Source organism: Streptomyces sp. GL_148, from assembly GCF_057834205.1.
This window is the reverse complement of record NZ_CM174396.1, coordinates 7195711-7214933: the sequence shown is the minus strand read 5'-3', so window position 1 is coordinate 7214933 and position 19223 is coordinate 7195711. Positions and strand designations below refer to the sequence as shown.

Sequence of the window (19223 nt, the reverse complement as noted above, 5' to 3'; positions counted from 1 at the left end):
GGGGCGGGTCCCCGACTCAGAGCCGGGCGGCCAGCCGGGCCTTCGCCTCCGGCCATTCGGCGGCCAGCAGGGAGAAGTACACGCTGTCGCGCCAGGTGCCGTCCGGGCGCCGGCGGTGGCGGCGCAGGACGCCCTCGCGCTGCGCTCCGAGGCGGGCGATCGCGGCCTGGGAGCGGGTGTTGAGGTGGTCCGTCTTGAGCTGGACCCGGCCCATGCCGAGGTCTTCGAAGGCGTGGGTGAGCAGGAGCAGCTTGCACTCGGTGTTGACGGCGCTGCGCCAGTACGCGCGCCCGTACCAGGTCCAGCCGATCTCCAGGCGTTCGTCGGCCGCGCTGATGTCCATGTACGTGGTCCAGCCGACGGCCCGGCCGCTCTCGAGGTGGATGACGGCGAAGGGAACGTACTCACCGCGCTCCGCGGCCTCCAGCACGGCATCGAGCTTGGTACCCAGCTCCTCCTGCGTCCGTGGCGCGGGGCCGCCCTGCCAGCGCCACACCTCCTCGTCTCCGCCGCCGGCCGCGTACAGGTCGGGGAGGTGGGTGCGGGCGAGCGGCTCCAGGCGGACGTGGCGGCCGGTGAGCGTGACGGGGGACGGCGACTTGGCAGACATGGGAGAAACGCTAACCCCTCATTGCGCTAGATACAAAATATCATTGCACTAGTGCGTTCATGGAGTCCGTGCCAGCAGCACCGCGACGTCGTCCTGCGGGGCCGCCGGGAGGAGGCTCGCCAGGATCGTGTCGCACAGGTCCTCCAGCGGCTCCCCCGCGCCCCTCAGGGCTCCCGCGAGGCCCGCCATCCCCTCGTCCAGGTCCCGGTCCCGGGACTCGATCAGGCCGTCCGTGTAGAGCACGAGCAGGCTGCCCGGCTCGAGCCGGACCTCCTCGGTGCGGAATTCCCGTCCGCCCGTGCCGAGCGGGGTTCCCGGCGGGCCGTCCAGGAAGGTCACGGCCCCGGCCGCCGTGACCACGGCCGGCGGCGGGTGGCCGGCGCGCGCGATGACGCACGCACCCGTCACCGGGTCGTGGACGGCGTAGACGCACGTGGCCATCTCGTCCTCGCCGAGGTCCGCCACCACGGCGTCCAGCGAGCGCAGCATCTGCTCCGGGGTCACCTGATGCCGCGCCAGGGTCCGTACGGCGGTCCGCAGTTGGCCCATGACCGCGGCCGCGTGGATGCCGTGGCCCATCACGTCGCCGATCACCAGGCCGGTCCGGCCGTCCGGCAGCTCGATCACGTCGAACCAGTCCCCGCCGACGTCGTGGTCGCTGGCCGGCAGGTAGCGGCCGGTCAGCTCCAGGCCGGCGACCTGGGGCAGCGCGTTGTTGGTGAGGCTGCGCTGCAGGGTCAGGGCCGCCGCGCGCTGGGTGGTGTACATCCGGGCGTTGTCGATGTTCAGGGCCGCCCGGGCCACCACCTCGTCGATCAGCACGCAGTCCTCGTGGTCGAAGGGCTCGCGCCCGCGCACCCGGGTCACCACGACCACCCCGAGCACCCGGCCGCGGGCCACCAGCGGGACCATCCGGGCGCAGCCGAGGGTGGCCAGGTAGGCGCGCAGCGCGGCCGCGCGCGGGTCCTTGATCAGGGCCGGGATGTCGGCCGTGTAGAGGTTCATGGCCTGGCCCTCGGTGATGACCTGCTCGTAGGCGGTGCCGGCCGGGATCTGGAAGGTCTGCCCGGCGGTGAGCTTGGCGGTGGGCGCGGCCGGGTCCGGAAAGAGGGAGGCCAGGCGGCGCAGCACGCCCCGGGTGGACGCCGCGGACGCGGCGGACTCGTCCGGGTCCAGTACGGCCTCCAGGAGCTGTACGTCGGCCGAGTCCGCGAGCTGCGGTACCAGCACCTCCACGATCTCCTGGGCCGTCTGCCCCAGGTCCAGCGTGGTGCCGATGCGGGTGCCGGCCTCGGATAGCAGGGCGAAGCGGCTGCGCGCCCGCTCCGCCTCCGCCTGGGCGCGCTGTCCCTCGGTGATGTCGATGAGGGAGGCGATCAGGCCGAGCCGCCGCCCGGAGCCGTCCAGCAGCGGGGCGTAGGAGCAGGACCAGGTCCGGTCGTGGTCGGGGTCGGCGGGGGTGCGGCCGGTGCGGCGGACGTCCACGACGGCGGAGCCGCACTCCAGCACCTTGCGCATGAGCCGTTCGAGCGCGGCGGCGTTGACCCCGGGCACGACCTCGGTGAGCCGTTTGCCGACGTGCTCGGCGGCGGACACCCCGTTCATCCGGGCGAGGGCGTCGTTGACGCGCAGGAAGCGCAGGTCCGGGCCGAGGGTGCCGAGGCCGATCGGCGACTGGGTGAACAGGCTCTGCAGCGCGGCGAGCGAATCGCGCATCCGCAGGACCTCGGAGGTCTCCACGGCGATGAGCATGGAACCGGTGCGCCCCTGCGGATCGGGGGAGGGCAGGATCCACATCTCCATCGCGACCTGGTGCCCGTCGCGGTGGCGCACGGGCAGGGTGCCGACGACGGTCTCCCCGGCCTGGACCCGGCGGGTCAGCTGGTCGGCGAGCTCGTGGTTGGCGTCGGGGACGAGCACGTCGGAGCCCGGCCGGCCGAGGATGTCCTCGGGGCGGTGGCCGAGCAGGTCCTGGGCGGCCAGCGACCACTCGACGACGAGCCCGTCGGCGTCCTCCCGCCACAGGGCGATCGGCAGCAGCTCGCTCAGTACGCCCGCGTACCCGACAGCAGCCACCGGCTGGTCCGGTACCTCGCTCGTCTCCTGGTACGTGTCCAATGCTCCGACCTCACCCCGGGGGGCCTGATTCCTACCGATTCACACTATCCGAGCCTTCGCCGACCGGCGCTGTGTCGCGACGGAATCCGGCTTCGGGTGGAGCCGGGGCAGGATCACGGTGACCCACGACAGGACGACGTAGCCACGGCAGGACGACGTGGAGGGGGCGGGCCGCACCCGGTCCGTACGCGGCCCGCCCCGGACTGCTACTCCCAGTCGTCCCAGGGCGGGTCGATGTCCTCGTCCTCGGGTCCGAAGAGCGACTCCTCCGTCCGCGGGGCCGGATTCGCCTGGGAGGGCACGGCGGCCCGGATGACCGCGGGCGGGGCGGCCGGGGCGGCCACAGCGGCCCGGGTGACCACCGCCGGGGCGGCTCCGGTCTCCGCATCCGCGGCTCCCGCACCCGGCTCGGGCCGCGCGCCGTCCAGGGTCTTCAGGATGCCCTCGGCGTACTTGGCGAGCTTCGCCTCGCCGACACCGCTGATCGTGCCCAGCTCCGCGACCGTCGCGGGCAGCCCGGTCGCGATCTCCCGCAGCGTCGCGTCGTGGAAGACGACGTACGCCGGCACGCCCTGCTCCCGCGCGGTCTCGGCGCGCCACGCGCGGAGGGACTCGAACACCGGCACGGCGGCCGCCGGCAGGTCGACCGGTACCCGGCCGCCCTTCCCGGAGCGCGATCCGCCGGACTCCCTGCGGGACGCACCGGCCGTCGGCGCCGTCTCCTTGCGCATCGGGACGCTTCGACGGCCGCCCAGCACCTCGCCGCTGGCCTCGGTCAGCACCAGCGTGCCGTAGTCGCCCTCCACCGCCAGCAGTCCGAGTGCCAGCAGCTGCCGGACGACCCCGCGCCATTCGTTCGTGCCCAGGTCCGCTCCGATGCCGAACACCGAGAGCCCGTCGTGGTCGAACTGGATGACCTTGGCCGTCTTCTTGCCCTGCAGGATGTCGATGATCTGGCCGGCGCCGAACTTCTGGCGCCGTTCCTTGGCGAGCCGCCACACCGTGGACAGCAGCTTCTGTGCCGCGACCGTCCCGTCCCAGGACTCGGCCGGCGTCAGGCAGGTGTCGCAGTTCCCGCAGTCCGGCGCACCGGTCTGCCCGAAGTACGCCAGCAGCCGCACCCGGCGGCAGCCGACCGTCTCGCACAGCGCGAGCATCGCCTCCAGGTGTCCGGCCAGCGCGCGGCGGTGTGCTTCGTCGCCCTCGGAGCCCTCGATCATCTTGCGCTGCTGCACCACGTCCTGGAGTCCGTACGCCAGCCAGGCCGTGGCGGGCTCACCGTCGCGGCCGGCGCGGCCGGTCTCCTGGTAGTAGCCCTCGACCGATTTGGGCAGGTCCAGGTGGGCCACGAAGCGCACGTCGGGCTTGTCGATGCCCATGCCGAACGCGATCGTGGCCACCACCACGACCCCGTCCTCCCGCAGGAACTTAGACTGGTTCGCCGCGCGCGTGCGGGAGTCCATGCCCGCGTGGTAGGGCACGGCGTCGATGCCCTGCTCGACCAGGGCGGCCGCCGTCTTCTCCACCGAGGCCCGCGAGAGGCAGTACACGACCCCGGCGTCCCCGGGGTGCTCGGTGCGGATCAGCTCCAGCAGTTGCTTGACCGGGTTGTTCTTCCCCACGATCCGGTACTGGATGTTCGGCCGGTCGAAGCCGGCCACGAAGTGGCGGGCCTCCTCCAGGCCGAGGCGCGCCGCGATCTCGGCGTGCGTGGCCTCGGTGGCGGTCGCGGTCAGCGCGATCCGCGGCACCTTCGGCCAGCGCTCGTGCAGCATGGACAGCGCGAGGTAGTCGGGCCGGAAGTCGTGGCCCCACTGGGCGACGCAGTGCGCCTCGTCGATGGCGAAGAGCGAGACGGTGCCCCGGTCGAGCAGCCGCTGCGTCCCTTCGGTGCGCAGCCGCTCGGGCGCCAGGTAGAGCAGGTCGAGCTCGCCGCCGAGGAAGGCCTGCTCGACCGCGCGCCGATCGTCGGACAGCTGCGTCGAATTGAGGAACCCGGCCCGCACCCCGAGCGCGTTGAGGGCGTCCACCTGGTCCTGCATCAGGGCGATCAGCGGGGAGATCACCACTCCGGTGCCCGCTCTGACCAGCGCCGGGATCTGGTAGCAGAGCGATTTGCCGCCGCCGGTCGGCATCAGCACCAGCGCGTCGCCGCCGCCGGCGACGTGCTCGATGATCTGCTGCTGCTCGCCGCGGAACGAGTCGTACCCGAAGACGCGGTGGAGCACCTGCTGGGCGTCGGGGATTTCGACGGCTGCTTCCGAAGGGGTCATCCCAGAAGCCTAGCGACCTCCTCGGACACATCCGCCCGGATCCCCTCGACCCTGTGGATATCCCGGAAGGACGCCACGGCCCCGCACGCGGCGGCGCGGCCGGGCACCACTGCGGCCCGACCGGTGACACAGTGGAAGATCTCCCGTATCTCCCGGCCTCCGAGAGGAACACGCGATGTGGCAGCCCGACGGGTGGGACGTGCGCGTCCGCCTCGGCGTCCTCACCCCGCACGCCGATGTCGGCCCCGAGTCCGAGCTGCGCGCCATGGCTCCGGCCGACGTGGGCCTGCACGCCGCCCGGGTGCCGTTCCGCGCGATGGGGCGCGGCGGCGCGATCGACCCCACCATTCCGCTCGCGCCCGTACGGGCCTTCGCCGAGCCCCCGCACGTGGACGATGCCGCCGAGCTGCTGGCGGCCGCCCCGGTGTCGGTGATCGCCTACGCCTTCACCAGCTCCGCCTACGTCATCGGCCCGCGCGGGGAGGGGTACATGCTGGACCGCCTGCGCGAGCGCACCCACGGACTGCCCGTGGTCGCCACCTGCGCCGCCACCGTCGAGGCGCTGCGGGCGCTGGAGGCCGGCCGGCTCGCCCTCGTGGACCCGCCGTGGTTCGACGAGACGCTGAGCGACCTGGGCCGGGGCTACTACGAGGACGCCGGCTTCGAGGTCCCGTACGCCGCCCCCTGCGGCCTCCCCAGCGGGCAGACCCTCATCGGGCCGCGGGCCCTGCACGACTGGGTGGCGGCGCACGTCCCCGACACGGCGGACGCGGTCGTCATCGGCGGCAACGGCTTCCGCGCCGTCGGGGCGATCGCGGCCCTGGAGGCCACCTTGGGCCGCCCGGTCCTGACCGCGAACCAGGCGCTCCTGTGGGCGGCCCTGCGCGCGGCGGCCACCCCGACCACCCCCGTCACGGCCTACGGCCGGCTCTTCTCGGTCGCCTAGGGCCTGTCGTCAAACTCCCGTCGTCGCCCGAAGGGCGGCCGCGCGGCGTCTGGTGCGTGCTCTCGGCGCGCCGGGCGAAAGTATGCGTACTGGACGTACTCGGGCTTTCGCCCGGTGCGGCGAGAGCGCGTGCCAGGCGTCGCGAGGCAGACGGGAGTTTGACGACAGGCCCTAGTGCTGTGGCCGGAAAGGTTTGCCGGGTCGCGGCGTTCGGTGCGGTGCATCGCAAGGCGGAGGACCGCGCCTCGTACTGGACGTACCGGCGTGGTCCGACAACGCAGCGAGGTGCCGTGCCGGGCGTCGCGACCCGGTGAACCTTTCGGATCTTGCCGGTCAGGCCCGGGCGACGACGAGCATCGAGACCCGGACCCGGCGCCGCACGGGTGCCCACCTGCGCCGGCGCAGGGCGGTCGGGTGCTCGCGGGGCCCGGTCATCCGCCGATCGGAGCGGAGGCACGGCCGAGGTGGCGGGCGACCTGGGAGGGGTGGGTCAGCTGGGGGTAGTGCCCGGCCCCTTCGATCTCGGCCACCGGGTGGCCGACGGCCTCGACCAGCGGGTCGGCCGAGCCCACGATGATCTGGACCGGGACGCTCACCCGGTCCAGCAGCGCCCGCGACCGCCCGCGCTCGGCGACGTCCGTACGGAGGGCCGTGGCCACCCGGCGCGCCACGCCGCGACGGCGCAGGTCCGCCGCGGCGCTCTCCACCGCCGCTCCCTCGGGGACACCGAGCGCCCGGGCCAGCCGTGCGGCGGACATGCGGCGCATCATCGGTACGGCCAGGACCGAGCGGGCGAGCCGGGGGGCGGGCGCCTGCAGGAACGCGGGGGACATCAGCACGAGACTGCTGATGCGGTCCGGATGATCGACGGCGAAGCGCAGCGCGGGGCCGCACGCCAGGGAGTGTGCGACCAGCACGGGGCGGGTCCGCACCGGGCTCAGCAGGTCGGCCAGCCACGCATCCACCGGCCGGTTCGTAGCGGCCGAGCGGCCCAGGCCCGGCAGGTCGGGGGCCAGGACCGGGCCGGGGAGATGGCCGGCAAGGGGTGCCCAGAGGTCTGCGTTCATCGGGAGTCCGTGCAGCAGGACGTGGTCGGGGCGGCGGCGCTCACCGCTCACCCAGGTACGGCTGCCCGCCACGGCGTGGAAGCCGTACGGGCTCAGCCAGGGCGATGCGGCACCGAAGCGAGCGGCCACCAGGTCGTCGGCCCACGTGCGCAGGACGTCGGCGACCGGAGGCATCTCCAGACCGGCGTTCGCGGCGAAGGCGCGGGCGGAGGCCGTCGGGTAGCGGTCGCAGGACAGGAATGCCAGCGTCTCGGGGTCGGCACCGGTCACCTTGCGCGGCAGGCGCCGCAGCAGACCGGCGGGGACGGTCCGGCGAGGTGCCCGCACGCCCGTGTGGCCGGCGATCGCAGCGATCAGCTCGGGCAGGAGCGGAGTGCTGTCGTCGAGCACCCAGTAGTGCTCACCCGCGGGTGATGCGGGGACCTCCGCGAGAAACCGCACGAAGTAGTCGATCGTGGTGATCGGCAGGAAGGTGTCGGGGCCTCCGGGCAGCGCGGGAAGCCGGCCGTTCCACAGGTCCGCGACGAGGGCGGCCAGGCCGATGTACTGGCCCGGCCCGATCACCGTGCTGGGGTTCACGATGGTCAGCGGGACCTCCAGTTCACGGGCTCGGGCGCGCACCGCGAGATCGCCCTCGACCTTCGACGCCTCGTACGCTCCCAGCCCGGCGTAGTCGGGGCGTCCCTCGGACCCGCTCACCCGGTACCCGCTGATGTGCACCAGCCGACGCAGCCCGGGGAGCGCGGCCGCCCATTCGAGCAAGTTGAGCGCCCCGGTGACGTTGACCGCCCGCGCCTCCTGCACACCGAGGCCGAAGGCGAAGCGACCGGCTGCGTTGTAGACGTCGCGCACCTCGGGCAGCCCTGAAAGCGGCTCCGTGATGTCGGCGGTGACGATTTCCAGCCCGCCGGTGTCGACGCCCCGGGAGGTCAGCCAGGGGGTGAGGGTGTCGTTGCGTACGGCTGCCGCCACCCGCTGCCCCCGCGTGAGCAGCTCGGCGACGAGCGAGCGGCCGATGAAGCCGGTCGCGCCGAAGACGATCGCGTCCATGAAAGCTCCTCAAATAGATCGGTCTACATATTTTTAGAGCAGAAAAGAAGCCCGCCGGTCACGGCGGGCCATGTCAGCCCAGCAGGGCGCCGATCTGACGGGAGACGCTGTCCAGCGGCCCCCTGCTGCGGTGCGCCCGGGCCAGCAGGAGCGCCCCCTCCACCAGGGCCAGGACGGTGACCGCGAGGTCGTCCGCGTCCGGACGGCCCACCAGCTGTGCGCGCAGGGCCGCCTGCCACGAGGTGTAGACATCCGAGCACGCCTCCTGCAGCGGGTCACTGGTGGCGGCCATCTCCAGCGCCACGGTGGCCACCGGGCACCCCTTGCGCCAGCCCGACTCCTCCAGCCGGTCACCCAGGTGCCGCAGGACCCCGTCGACGAACTCCGCCACCGACGGACTGGAGTCGGCCAGGCCCCCCAGGGCATCACCGATCATCCCCCCGGCCCGCCGGACGGACTCGCCGACCAACCGGTCCTTGCCGCCGGGAAAGTGGAAGTAGAGCGAGCCGCGGGGCGCGCCACTGGCCGCGATCACTTGGTTCAGCCCGGCACTGAAGTACCCCCCGGCCTCGACCAACTCCTGCGTCGCATCCAGCAGTCGGTCCCGCGTCTCGACGCCCTTCTGTCCCATGAGCGCCAGACTAGACCGATCTACATATTCCTTCAACCGCTCCCTCGTACGGGTCGGCCGCCTCGATGGGGGGCCGACCCGCTTCTCCTCGTCCGCCGCCGGACTACGACGCGTGGAGCTGCGCGGCGAACGCCTGGTACGCCTGCTCGTCGAAGAGGACGAACCTCACCTCTTCCACGGCCGTCTCGGCACCACGCACCGCCTCCACCGCGATGCGGGCGGCATCGTCCATCGGCCACCCGTACGCCCCGGTCGAGATGGCCGGGAAGGCGACTGTGCGCGCCCCCAGCTCGTCGGCGACCTTCAGGGACTCCACGTAGCACGAGGCCAACAGCGACGGATCGCTGCCGGAAACCTGATACACCGGGCCGACCGTGTGGATCACGTGCTCCGCCGGGAGCCGGCCGGCCGTGGTGGCGACGGCGCGGCCCGTCGGGAGGCCCTTGCCGTAGTGCGAGCGGCGCAGGTCCTCGCAGGCGGCCAGGATCTCCGGGCCGCCGCGCCGGTGGATCGCTCCGTCGACCCCGCCGCCGCCGAGCAGCGAGGAGTTCGCGGCATTGACGACGGCGTCGGCCTTCTCGGCGGTGATGTCGCCCTGGACGAGGGTGATACGAGGCATGAGCGTCCCTTCCGGTGCAGGTGGTGAGGCTATCGGGGGACCTCCGAGACCGCCTGCGCATAACGCCTGCACACAAGGCCTGCGCACAACGGCCACAGCGGCCCGTCGGACCGTTCCGGGCGATGGGCCGGCCGGGGGAAAGCGGACCGTGTCGGACGGCTGGGAGCGGGTTGTGATCACAGCCGTCCCTAGGTTTGCTGCGCGGCCGCGGCAACCGGCCGACGGGTCCCGGGGACCCCCGGATCCACGGTGTGCATACCCCACGGGAGCGAAACCTCCATGCCAATCCCCCTGCTCAGGACGGCCGCCCGGCTAGGCCTCTGCGTCGTCACTGCCATCGCCGTCTGTCCGCTGGTGCCGGCGTCCGCGGCGGCCGGCGGGTCACCTGACCTCGTGGTTCCACGGGACTATCCGACGATCCAGGCAGCGGTCGACGCCGCCGACCCCGGTGACCGGATCAGCGTCCGGCCGGGTGTCTACCGCGAGCAGGTGGTGATCGGCAAGAACGTGTCCATCACCGGGTCGGGCGACGGAAAGACGACGATCCAGGCCCCGCAGACGCTGACCCCCGGCGACGACGGCGCCAACTCGATCGTCGAGATCCACAACGGCGCGTCCGTCTCGCTGTCCAAGCTCGCCGTCAGCGGGCCGGGCTCCGGCACGTGCGACGACGGCGCGCTCGGCGCCGGCATCCGCGTGCTCGGGGGTGCCAGTCTCGACCTCGGCCACGCCGCCGTCACCCACATCACCGACACCCCGGCCGCGCCCTGCTTCCACAGCGCGAACGCCGTCCTCGTCGGGGACCTGCCGACCGGTACGGGCTCGGCGACCATCCACGACACGAAGATCACGGGCTACCAGGGCGCGGGGGTGGTCGTCCTGAACGAGGGGTCCACCGCCACGGTCGAGCGCAGCACCGTCACCGGGCACCCGACCCTGTCGACGGACGGCATCGAGTTCGTGGCGGGCGCGGTCGGCCGTGCCGTCCGGAACACCGTCAGCGACAACCAGTGCCGGGAACCCGATGCGGGCTGCGGCCCCGACTTCTTCAACGAGTTCCAGCACGCGGGCATCGTCGGCGACGCGCCGGGCACCGTCGTGGAGCACAACCGGATCGTCGGCAACCAGGTGGGGATCTACGTCGGAGGCGGTACGGGGCTCACCATTGGCAACAACGACCTCCGGCGGAACTCGTACGTCGGAATCGCCCTCCAGGACGGTTCGTTCACGCTCCGGAAGGACCGGATCACGGGTGGGTTGCACGGTGTCGCGGTCATCGCGTCTGCGGTCGACACGGACGCGGTGCTCGACGGCGTGAAGATCACGCAGACCTCGGGCGCGCCGGTCCAGACATTCGAGTGCTGCGGCTTCACCGCCACGGCGACCGTGAATCCGTAGCGGCTTCCCGCCCGAGCGCTTCCCGCCGGCTCCTGCCCTCCCGCTCCTACCCGCCCTTGCCGTCCGCCTCCTCCAGGCGGGCGGCAAGGCGGGTGAGGGCCGGCAGGGCCGCGCCGAGCGCCGCTCGGTCGGCGTCCGGCAGGGCCGTCAGCGCGTGCTCCAGGCGGCGTTCGTGGGCGCGCGTCCAGGCCGCCAGCCGCAGCCGGCCGGCGTCGGTGGCGCTGACGGCGGCGGCGCGCCGGTCCTGGCTGTCCACCCCGCGGCTGACCAGCCCGTTCATGGTGAGCTGGGCGATGAGACCGCTCACCGTGGACTGGGCGAGGCGCGTGCGGGCGGCGAGTTCGCTGACGCGGACCGGGGAGTGTTCGACGCAGACCTGGAGGAGTTCCACCTGGGCCATGGGGAGCTGTTCCCAGGGGTATTCCGTACGGATCGAGGCGCGCAACGCCCTGCGCAGGCGGGTGACGGCGGCGGTCAGCGCCCTGGCCTCGGGTGAGCCCCCGCCCGGCGGGGTGTCCGGAGCGTCCGGGGTATCCGGGGTGTCCGGAGCGTCCGCCGCGCGCGGCATGCGTGACATGCCGACCACGCTACTCGCGCTCCGCCGCGGCCGGGGCGGCTCCCGCGCCCCTCGCGGACCCCGTAACCGCCATGGCGACGGCCGCGGCCAGCAGGATCAGCACCGCGAGGTGTCCGCCGTCGCCTCCCGTGTGCAGGGCCAGGGTGACGAGGGCGACGCCGATCGCGGTACCGAGCCCGCGGGCCATGTTGATCAGGCCGCCGCCGGTGCCGGGAGCGTCCTTCGGCATCGCCCGCATCACGAGGGCGTTGTTGGCGGGGGCGAACAGGCCGAGCCCGAGGCCGAGTACGCCGAGCGCGCAGGCGAGCGGCGCGGGCGCGGGCGCCAGGAAGAACAGGGCGGCCAGGGCGCAGCCGGTCAGTGCCGATCCGTACAGGCAGCGCGCCCGGTCGCAGACGGCGGCGGGCAGGGCCCGGTCGCCGCCCACCGCGCCGAGCGCGAATCCGGCGGGCAGTGCGGTGAGGGCCGTTCCGGCGACGAGCACGCTGTGCCCGGACCCGAGGAGGAGTACGGGTACCAGCACCAGCGGGCCGAACAGGACGAGGTATCCGCACAGCGCCGCCGCGAGCCCGCCCCGGATCCCGGGGGTCCTCAGCAGCGCCGGGTCGAGCAGGGGTGCGGGGGCGCGCCGCTCCTGCCGTACGAGGGCGGCGGTGGCCCCGAGGGCGACCGCGCAGGCGGCCGGTCCGGTCCAGGCCGGCACGTGCAGGCCCGACAGGGAGCTGAGCGCGACGAGCAGGGCGGCGGTCGCGGTGGCGAGCCACAGGACTCCGGCCCGGTCGAAGCGCCGTGCGGGGGCCCGGTCGCGGGTGCGTGGGAGCAGGTAGTGCCCGGCGGCCAGGTCGATCAGCCCGACGGGCACGTTGATCCAGTACGTCCAGCGCCAGCCGAGCCCGGCCACGAGAGCGGCCCCGACGGTGGGGCCGAGGGCCAGCCCGACGGCCTGGGCGGCGGCCTGGACGCCGAGCGCGGTCCGCAGCCGTGCGGCGGGCGTTCCGGTCTTCACCAGGGCGACGCTGTTGGCCTGGAGCATGGCCGCGCCCACCGCCTGCACCACCCGGAATCCGATGAGGGCGATGAGGGTCGGGGCGAGGCCGCAGGCTGCCGAGGCCGCGGTGAAGAGCGCGAAGCCGTAGAGGTAGGAGAGTTTGCGGCCGTGGGCGTCGGAGAGCCGGCCCACGGGCACCAGCAGGGCCACGAGGGTGAGCAGGTAGGCCAGCGAGACCCATTCGACGCCCGCGAGGGGAACGCCGAACTCGGCCCGGACCCGGGAGTAGGTCATCGTCACGATGCTGGCGTCGAGCTGGCCCATGAAGGCCCCGAAGCACACGGTGGCGACCGCCAGCCGCCAGGCGCCGGGGCGCGAGCGCACCCAGCCGGGCCGGGCCCGTTCCCGTACGAGGAGGGCGGGGGTGAAGGGGAGGGACATGCGGGCTCCTTTCGTACCGGCCGTACCGAATCCCCCACACACAAATATTACATCGGATGCCGATATATCAGCCGCCGAAGAAAAGGCGGAAAGACCCGCCCTGCGGGGTCCATAAGGCCCGGACACCGCTTCCGCCACGGCCGGTCCCAGAATTCGCGACGGAATTCTTTACGGATTTTTCCGGCTTCACCAACGGGTTCCACGACACGGCGAACGCGGTGGCCACGGCCATCGCCACCGGAGCATTGCGGCCCAAGGTCGCCGTGGCCATGTCCGCGGTGAGCAATCTCGCCGGCGCGTTCGTTTCGGTGGCGGTCGCCAAGACGATCTCCGGGGGCATCATCGACAAGCACGCCGGAATACGTCCGCCGGTCATCCTCGCCGCCCTGGCGGGGGCCGTCCTGTGGAATCTGGCGACCTGGCTGCTCAGAATTCCCAGTAGTTCCTCGCACGCCCTCGTGGGCGGGCTGATGGGCGCCACCGTCGCCTCGGTGGGCGTCCAGGGAACGCGGTGAGGGCGCGGCGGGGCACGGACCCGGAGCCGGGCGTGGGGCGCGCGCCGGGCAGGTGCTCGCGGCCGCCCTCGTCTCCCTGGCGCACGGCACCGGCGACGGGCAGAAGACCATGGGCGTGATCACGCTGACGCTGGTCACGGCGGGCTCACTGCCCGCCGGGCCCGCACCCCCGCTGTGGGTGATCGTGGCCGCGGGGCTCGTCGCCGCCCTCGCCGTGCTGCTCACGGAGCAGGGCGCCTGGGGCCAGGACACCACGGCCGCCCTGCTGTTGTGCGCGACCCTCGCCTTCTGGGCCCGGTCCCGCCGTACGGCCGTCACCTCGCGGAGCGAAGCGCCGGAGACGGCCACCGCCTGAGCCCCGGCCCCGCAGGGCGTCCCGGCCACGCAAGGTGTGACGTAAGGTCCCGAAAGTGAAGGTATCCGGCAGCACGGTGCGAGCAGTGGGCGGGCTGCGGTCCCGGATGACCGCCGGCTTCGGCGATGGAAGCATGGTCCTGCGCGCAGTAATCTCGGCGGGACTCGCCTGGTGGATCGTCTCCGTGCTGCACTCCGAGTCGGCCTCGCTCGCCCCCGTCGGCGCCATCCTCGCCACGCAGACCACGCCCTTCGCCACCGCGCGCAAGAGCCTGCAGCGGGTGGCCGGCCCCCGGGTTCACCCGCCGCGCCGGTGAGGAACTGGCCCGCCTGAACCGGCAGATGGCCGCGCTGCTCACCGAGATCGCCCGGGGCCTGGCCGGGGACGACTGGTCCGCGCGCACCGGGGACTGGGTCCGGCGTGCCCGCTCCCTGTCCAAGGAGCTCGACACGGTGCGCCAGGCCGTCCGCGAGGCGGAGGACGCGATCCGCTGGCGGCCGCGCGGCCGGCTCGCGCGGCCCCGCCTGGACCGGCTCGCCGAAGCCACCCAGTGCCTCGACCACGTCGGCCACCAGGTCCGGGGGATCACCCGCGGCCTGTACAACCTGACCTTCCGCGAAGGCCGCCCGCCCGCCCTGCAGGGGGCGCAGCACGACGAGCACCTGCTGCCCCGTCGGGCGGACTCCCCCGCCGGGCTGGACGCCGTACTGGCCGCGCTCGCCGCGATGCTGGGCGACCTGGCCGGCGTACACCTGCGCGAGGACGCCCCGTCGCCCGAGGTGCGGGCCCGCCTGGCGGAGCTGCTCGGCGAGGCCGAGACCTGCTTCCTGCGGACCGCGCTGGCGCAGTCCCCCGGCTACGCGGACTGGCGGGTCCTGTGCACCGCCGGGATCCTGGAGGACGCCCGGAAGATGCTCCACGAACTCGACCCCTCGATCGGCCCCCACAAGGCCGCTTTCGGGTAGCCCGCCAAGCAGGTGCGGAGCGCGCCCTCAGGCGCCCTTCCGGCGCAGGTGGCGCCAGACGGCCTTGGCCGCGTTGTGGCCCGACATGCCGTGGACGCCGGGGCCGGGCGGGGTGGCCGAGGAGCACAGGAACACGGCCGGGTGGGCCGTGTTGTACGGGGACAGGGTGAGCTTGGGTCGCAGCAGGAGCTGGAGCCCGGAGGCGGCTCCGCAGGCGATGTCGCCGCCCACGTAGTTGGGGTTCCGGGCGGCGAGCTGCGGCGGTCCCGCCGTGGCCCGGGCGAGCACCAGGTCGCGGAACCCGGGCGCGAAGCGCTCCAGTTGGCGCTCGACGGCTTCGGTGAGGTCGCCGTCCCAGCCCGCCGGGACGTGCCCGTACACCCAGAAGGTGTGCTTGCCCTCGGGTGCCCGGCCGGGGTCCACCAGGCTGGGCTGGGCGGCGATGAGGAAGGGGGTGCGCGGGACGCGCCCGCCGGAGGCCAGTTGCAGGGCTGCGTCGATGTCGCGGGTGTGCGGACCGATCTGTACGGTGCCGGCCCGGCGCGGCTCCTCGGCGGTCCAGGGGACGGGGCCGTCCAGGGCGTAGTCCAGCTTGAACACGGAGGCCCCGTAGCGGTAGCCGTCGTAGACCCGGCCCAGGCGGGCGATGCGGGCCAGCGCCGTCGGGGAGGTGTCGAAGACGTACGCCCGGGCCGGCGGCAGGTCGTCGAGCCGCTTGACCTCGAACCCGGTGTGGACGGTTCCGCCGAGGTCGCGCAGGTACCCGGCGAGGGCGTCGGAGATCGACTGCGAGCCGCCGCGCGGCATCGGCCAGCCGTTCGCGTGGGCGGCGAGGGCGAAGACCAGGCCGACGGCGCTGGTCCCGATCCCGCCGAGCGGGGCGATGACGTGCGCCACGAGCCCGGCGAACAGGGCGCGGGCGCGGTCGTCGCGGAAGCGGCTCAGCAGCCAGGTGGAGGGCGGCAGCCCGGCCAGCCCGAAGCGGGCGAGGGTGAGCGGGTCGCGGGGCAGCGCGGTGTCCGGCAGCGACATGAAGTCCCGGGCGAGGGTGTCCCATTTGCCAAGGAACGGCTCGACCAGCCGCCGGTACGTCCCCGCGTCGCGGGGTCCGAAGGACGCGGCCGTCTCCGCGACGGAGCGGGAGAGCACGGCCGCCGTGCCGTCGTCGAAGGGGTGCGCCATGGGCAGTGGGGCGTGCAGCCACTCCAGCCCGTACCGCTTCAGCGGCATGGTGGAGAAGACCGGGGAACCGGCGCCGAGCGGGTGCACCGCCGAGCAGGGGTCGTGCCGGAAGCCGGGGAGGGTGAGCTCCTCGGTCCGGGCCCCGCCGCCGACGGTGTCCGCGGCTTCGAAGACGGCCACCGAGAAGCCGCGCCGGGCCAGTTCAACGGCGGCCGTCAGCCCGTTGGGCCCGGCCCCCACCACGACCGCATCGAGGATCGACGGCACTTGCGACTCCTTCGTCCGGCGACGCCACCGCACCCAGGGTATTGCGCCTGTCCATAGGCGGCTCCGCGATCCGCGCCGACTCCGTTCGCTCCGGGATGAGCGCCGGGCTCGGCCGTGAGCCCGGCTGTGGTGCCGGGCGCGGGCCCGGCCGCCGTCTCACTCGCCCCGCAGCAGCTCCCGGATGCGTACGGCCGTGGCCTCGTCCCGGCCTACCGCGAACGGCAGCGCGTTGTCCCGGTCCACCCGGAAGGGGACCCCGTCGACGGTGCTCTGGGAGCCGCCCGCCTCGGCGACCAGGAGCAGCCCGGCCGCGTGGTCCCAGGCCGAGGGCCAGTTGAAGGCCAGCCCGTCCATCTCTCCCCGGGCCACCTTCAGGTATTCCAGGCCCGCCGAACCGCACGCGCGGGAGGCCACACCGGGGACGTCGAGGCGCGCCAGGATCCGGCGCTCCTCCTCGGTGGTGTAGAGCGGGTGCGCGGTCGCGACCCGCAGCTCGGCGCCGGGCTGCGGCGAGCCGCTCAGGATCCGCTCGCCGTTGACGTACGCGCCCTGCCCGCGCACGGCGGTGGCCATCTCCTCCAGCGCCGGGGCGAAGGTCCAGGAGGCGAGGAGCTCCCCGCGGTGCGCGAGCGCGACCAGGGTGCAGAACTCCGCGTCCCCGTGCACGAACTGCCGGGTCCCGTCGACGGGGTCCACGATCCACACCGGGGCGTCGGCGCGCAGCGCCCCGTACACCCCGGGGTCGGCGTGCACCGCTTCCTCGCCCACCACCGCCGAGCCCGGCAGCAGCCGGGTCAGGGCGGCCGTGAGGTACTCCTCGGCCATGCGGTCGGCGTCGGTCACCAGGTCGTGCGGGCCGCTCTTCTGGTCCACCTCGTGGTCGGCGAGCTGGCGGAATCTCGGCATGATCTCGATCGCCGCCGCCTTGCGAACGGCTTCGTCGACGTCGGACAGGTTCCGGGCGAGGAATTCATCGATCATGCCTCCATCACATCACGCCCGGCTGACAATCCCCACCGCCGGACCCGGCGGGCGCCCGGCCCCCGGGTGGACCGCGGGTGAACGCGCCGCCGGGCGGGCGGCAGCGCCGGGAGGCACCGGGAGACACGAGGAGGGGTACGGCGAGCCACGCGGAGGAACGGGTCGGCAACGGCCGGTGAGGACCGGAACCGGTCCACCTCCTGGTGGGCTCCGACCGCCCGTGCTACACCGGCCGGGCCCGGCCCTCCCCTCCCCCACACCACCGTCTGGGAGCCCCTCATGCGCCGCCCGTACCGCCCCTCCCGCCCCTTCTTCTCCCGCCCCTTCCTCCCCCTCCGCCGCGCCGGGGCCCTGCTCGCGACCGCCGCCACCGCCGCGGCCGCGCTCGTGCTCTCCGCGCCCGCCGCCCCCGTGGGCGCCGCGTCCGTCCTGCCCTCGCTGCCGGCGCCCAATGCCGCCGGGCTGACCCTGCGGACCTGGTCGGTGGCCGCGGGGCAGAGCGAACGCATGGGCGACGCCTCCGTGACCACCTCCGCGGTCTTCGCCGCGCACGGCGGCACCCCGTCGATCGATCCGGTCCAGGTGCCGGTGCGGGTACGGATCCTGCTGCCGGAGGACTACCAGCGGGACCCGGCGCACGCCTACCCCGTGCTGTACCTGCTGCACGGCGGCTCGGGCGACGTGGAGCAGTGGTCGAAGACCGACGAGGGCAACGTCACGGCGAACCTGAAGGACTCCGCGTTCAAGGGCATCGTCGTGATGCCGGAGGGCGGCAAGGCCGGGTGGTACAGCGACTGGCCCGGGCACACGGACGGCTTCTTCGCCCCGCAGTGGGAGACCTTCCACGTCCAACAGCTGGTCCCGTGGATCGACGCCAACTTCAACACCGTACGGGCGGCCTCCGGGCGGGCGATCGCGGGCGTCTCGATGGGCGGCTACGGCGCCCTGCGCTACGCCGGCCGCCACCCGGAGCTGTTCTCCGCCGTCGGCGCCTTCTCGCCCGGCACGGACATCTACGACCCGGGCGCGCAGAGCATCATCACCAACTCCACCTGGCAGGTGGGGGCTTCGATCCTGTGGACGGGCCTGTTCGACGGCAAGTTCCGGGTCACCGGCGACACCCCGTACCGGATGGCCACGGTCTTCGGCCCGCCGAGCACCTGGCCCGGGCAGAACCCGGTCAACCTGGCGCTCGACGGCAAGTACGCCCCGTACGGCGGGAAGATGGCCCTGTACGCCGGCGGTACGGGCGGCACGGGTGAGACGGAGATCGGCGCGATGACCGCGGCGCTCCACCAGGACCTGAAGGACCGCGCCGTCACCCACCGCTACTGCCGGGGCGCGGGCGACCACGCGTGGCCCTACTGGGGCCCGGAGCTCAAGGACTTCGTGGCCTACGCCTACGGCCCCGCCACGGCGCCTGCGGCCCCCTGCCCCAACGGCTGGGGGCCGCAGACCCCTTAGCGGAGCGCCCGGCTGCGGTGCGGTGCGGTGTGCTCAGCCCGTGAGGAAGGCGCCTTCGCGGCAAGCGCGGCAGACGAAGACGTAGCCCAGCTGCCCGCCGAGGTTCATCGCGGTCCGCGCGGAGATCCCTTCCTCCAGATGTGCCGCGAATTCCGTCGTGCCGGCGCAAGAGGGGCACGCGGGAAGGCGGTCGTCCTCAAGGTAGGAGGGGCTGCCTCCGAGTGACCCGAGCACTTCGCGTTGCTTCCCGAACCGTTCTTCGGGTTCCCGCTTCCATCCCGAGCGGGCGAGGTCGTACGCGTCAGGTGCGAGTTCGTCGTGGCTGTCGTTGTCCTCTTCGGGGTCGAGCGTCACGACGTGGGTGCGGATGGCCGAGGTGGCGGGCAGGAGCGTCAGTCCCGTCTCGGGCACGGCTACCGGCTGCAGTTCCTCCCTGGGAAACAGGTAGACCCGGTTCGCGCCGGACGTCGCGTCCCAGAATTCACATGCGCCGGGGTCGTTCTGACACACGAACACCGACAGGACGCCCTCCTCGACGGGGAGATGGGCGAAGAACTGCAGCGGCCCCCCGCAGCAGTCGCCGCACAGGGGCCACGTGAATCCCGCAGGAGCCAGCGGCACGCCCCCGGTACGCGGGACGTCGGAGTCGGCCGGCGCGGTGCCGTCGTAGATCATCAGAGTCGTCTGCATGGCGAGAGGCTACGGGCCGGGCCGGCCATGAACGGTCCGGGCAGGTCACGTAGTTGAAGCTGCGAGTATCACAGTTCGGACACCGC

At 73.4% G+C, this 19223-nt stretch carries 16 protein-coding genes and 1 pseudogene; 6 read left to right on the top strand and 11 right to left on the bottom strand.

All coding sequences use genetic code 11. The features are described from left to right. Positions 1-16: 16 nt before the first annotated feature. The 3 genes from AC3IYI_RS32590 to recQ all read right to left on the bottom strand — a co-directional run bounded on the left by AC3IYI_RS32590 (position 17) and on the right by recQ (position 5001). The gene (locus AC3IYI_RS32590; protein ID WP_489407040.1) at positions 17-610 is read right to left on the bottom strand and encodes a GNAT family N-acetyltransferase; all 594 of its coding nucleotides are present in this window, start codon (positions 608-610) and stop codon (positions 17-19) included. 57 nt (positions 611-667) lie between these two features. After that, positions 668-2728: a SpoIIE family protein phosphatase gene (locus AC3IYI_RS32585; protein WP_489407039.1), complete on the bottom strand. Its 2061-nt coding sequence runs from the start codon at positions 2726-2728 to the stop codon at positions 668-670. A gap of 206 nt (positions 2729-2934) precedes the next feature. Continuing rightward, positions 2935-5001 (bottom strand): DNA helicase RecQ, encoded by a 2067-nt coding sequence (gene recQ / locus AC3IYI_RS32580; RefSeq protein ID WP_489407038.1) that lies wholly within the window; start codon positions 4999-5001, stop codon positions 2935-2937. 175 nt (positions 5002-5176) lie between these two features. Between recQ and AC3IYI_RS32575 the strand changes: the two genes are divergently transcribed. Beyond that, positions 5177-5947, top strand: a complete 771-nt coding sequence (locus tag AC3IYI_RS32575; RefSeq protein ID WP_489407037.1) for a maleate cis-trans isomerase family protein — start codon at positions 5177-5179, stop codon at positions 5945-5947. 431 nt (positions 5948-6378) lie between these two features. On the opposite strand, the gene AC3IYI_RS32570 is transcribed toward AC3IYI_RS32575, so the two are convergent. The 3 genes from AC3IYI_RS32570 to AC3IYI_RS32560 form a co-directional block, all read right to left on the bottom strand. Continuing rightward, the gene (locus AC3IYI_RS32570; protein WP_489407036.1) at positions 6379-8064 is read right to left on the bottom strand and encodes an alpha/beta fold hydrolase; all 1686 of its coding nucleotides are present in this window, start codon (positions 8062-8064) and stop codon (positions 6379-6381) included. A 73-nt stretch (positions 8065-8137) separates the two neighbouring features. Continuing rightward, positions 8138-8695 carry a TetR/AcrR family transcriptional regulator gene (locus AC3IYI_RS32565; protein WP_489407035.1) on the bottom strand — a complete coding sequence of 186 codons (558 nt, stop codon included), beginning with the start codon at positions 8693-8695 and terminating at the stop codon, positions 8138-8140. 103 nt (positions 8696-8798) lie between these two features. Next, positions 8799-9314 carry an O-acetyl-ADP-ribose deacetylase gene (locus tag AC3IYI_RS32560; protein ID WP_489407034.1) on the bottom strand — a complete coding sequence of 172 codons (516 nt, stop codon included), beginning with the start codon at positions 9312-9314 and terminating at the stop codon, positions 8799-8801. 279 nt (positions 9315-9593) lie between these two features. Here AC3IYI_RS32560 and AC3IYI_RS32555 point away from each other — a divergent pair, with 279 nt between their 5' ends. Further along, positions 9594-10712: a right-handed parallel beta-helix repeat-containing protein gene (locus AC3IYI_RS32555; protein ID WP_489407033.1), complete on the top strand. Its 1119-nt coding sequence runs from the start codon at positions 9594-9596 to the stop codon at positions 10710-10712. Positions 10713-10758: 46 nt separating this feature from the next. On the opposite strand, the gene AC3IYI_RS32550 is transcribed toward AC3IYI_RS32555, so the two are convergent. Together AC3IYI_RS32550 and AC3IYI_RS32545 are read right to left on the bottom strand one after the other, a co-directional pair. Continuing rightward, positions 10759-11289 (bottom strand): MarR family winged helix-turn-helix transcriptional regulator, encoded by a 531-nt coding sequence (locus AC3IYI_RS32550; protein WP_489407032.1) that lies wholly within the window; start codon positions 11287-11289, stop codon positions 10759-10761. A gap of 10 nt (positions 11290-11299) precedes the next feature. Continuing rightward, a complete protein-coding gene (locus tag AC3IYI_RS32545) occupies positions 11300-12718 on the bottom strand; it encodes an MFS transporter (protein WP_489407031.1) in 1419 nt (472 codons plus the stop codon). Positions 12719-12936: 218 nt separating this feature from the next. Between AC3IYI_RS32545 and AC3IYI_RS32540 the strand changes: the two are divergent. The 3 genes and pseudogenes from AC3IYI_RS32540 to AC3IYI_RS32530 all read left to right on the top strand — a co-directional run. Further along, positions 12937-13474, top strand: a pseudogene (locus tag AC3IYI_RS32540) (inorganic phosphate transporter); the annotation flags it as partial. Positions 13475-13643: 169 nt separating this feature from the next. Further along, positions 13644-13904, top strand: coding sequence for a hypothetical protein (locus AC3IYI_RS32535; protein WP_489407030.1), 261 nt, complete (start codon positions 13644-13646; stop codon positions 13902-13904). Positions 13905-13929: 25 nt separating this feature from the next. Continuing rightward, the gene (locus AC3IYI_RS32530) at positions 13930-14553 is read left to right on the top strand and encodes a hypothetical protein (RefSeq protein WP_489407029.1); all 624 of its coding nucleotides are present in this window, start codon (positions 13930-13932) and stop codon (positions 14551-14553) included. A gap of 27 nt (positions 14554-14580) precedes the next feature. On the opposite strand, the gene AC3IYI_RS32525 is transcribed toward AC3IYI_RS32530, so the two are convergent. Continuing rightward, positions 14581-16002, bottom strand: a complete 1422-nt coding sequence (locus AC3IYI_RS32525; RefSeq protein ID WP_489407028.1) for a phytoene desaturase family protein — start codon at positions 16000-16002, stop codon at positions 14581-14583. A 156-nt stretch (positions 16003-16158) separates the two neighbouring features. After that, entirely contained in the window at positions 16159-16983 is an 825-nt protein-coding gene (locus AC3IYI_RS32520) for an inositol monophosphatase family protein (RefSeq protein WP_489407027.1), read from the bottom strand. Positions 16984-17262: 279 nt separating this feature from the next. Here AC3IYI_RS32520 and AC3IYI_RS32515 point away from each other — a divergent pair, with 279 nt between their 5' ends. Then, positions 17263-18447: an alpha/beta hydrolase gene (locus AC3IYI_RS32515; protein WP_489407026.1), complete on the top strand. Its 1185-nt coding sequence runs from the start codon at positions 17263-17265 to the stop codon at positions 18445-18447. A 33-nt stretch (positions 18448-18480) separates the two neighbouring features. On the opposite strand, the gene AC3IYI_RS32510 is transcribed toward AC3IYI_RS32515, so the two are convergent. Further along, complete coding sequence (locus tag AC3IYI_RS32510; RefSeq protein WP_489407025.1) at positions 18481-19137, bottom strand: YwqG family protein; 657 nt, start codon at positions 19135-19137, stop codon at positions 18481-18483. Positions 19138-19223: the final 86 nt, after the last annotated feature.

Coding starts and splice junctions, on each gene's coding strand:
- AC3IYI_RS32590 (WP_489407040.1), bottom strand. CDS start 610: ATGTCTGCCAAGTCGCCGTCCCCCGTCACGCTCACCGGCCGCCACGTC.
- AC3IYI_RS32545 (WP_489407031.1), bottom strand. CDS start 12,718: ATGTCCCTCCCCTTCACCCCCGCCCTCCTCGTACGGGAACGGGCCCGG.
- AC3IYI_RS32530 (WP_489407029.1), top strand. CDS start 13,930: ATGGCCGCGCTGCTCACCGAGATCGCCCGGGGCCTGGCCGGGGACGAC.
- AC3IYI_RS32570 (WP_489407036.1), bottom strand. CDS start 8,064: ATGGACGCGATCGTCTTCGGCGCGACCGGCTTCATCGGCCGCTCGCTC.
- recQ (WP_489407038.1), bottom strand. CDS start 5,001: ATGACCCCTTCGGAAGCAGCCGTCGAAATCCCCGACGCCCAGCAGGTG.
- AC3IYI_RS32515 (WP_489407026.1), top strand. CDS start 17,263: ATGCGCCGCCCGTACCGCCCCTCCCGCCCCTTCTTCTCCCGCCCCTTC.
- AC3IYI_RS32560 (WP_489407034.1), bottom strand. CDS start 9,314: ATGCCTCGTATCACCCTCGTCCAGGGCGACATCACCGCCGAGAAGGCC.
- AC3IYI_RS32575 (WP_489407037.1), top strand. CDS start 5,177: ATGTGGCAGCCCGACGGGTGGGACGTGCGCGTCCGCCTCGGCGTCCTC.
- AC3IYI_RS32555 (WP_489407033.1), top strand. CDS start 9,594: ATGCCAATCCCCCTGCTCAGGACGGCCGCCCGGCTAGGCCTCTGCGTC.
- AC3IYI_RS32565 (WP_489407035.1), bottom strand. CDS start 8,695: ATGGGACAGAAGGGCGTCGAGACGCGGGACCGACTGCTGGATGCGACG.
- AC3IYI_RS32510 (WP_489407025.1), bottom strand. CDS start 19,137: ATGCAGACGACTCTGATGATCTACGACGGCACCGCGCCGGCCGACTCC.
- AC3IYI_RS32520 (WP_489407027.1), bottom strand. CDS start 16,983: ATGATCGATGAATTCCTCGCCCGGAACCTGTCCGACGTCGACGAAGCC.
- AC3IYI_RS32550 (WP_489407032.1), bottom strand. CDS start 11,289: ATGTCACGCATGCCGCGCGCGGCGGACGCTCCGGACACCCCGGATACC.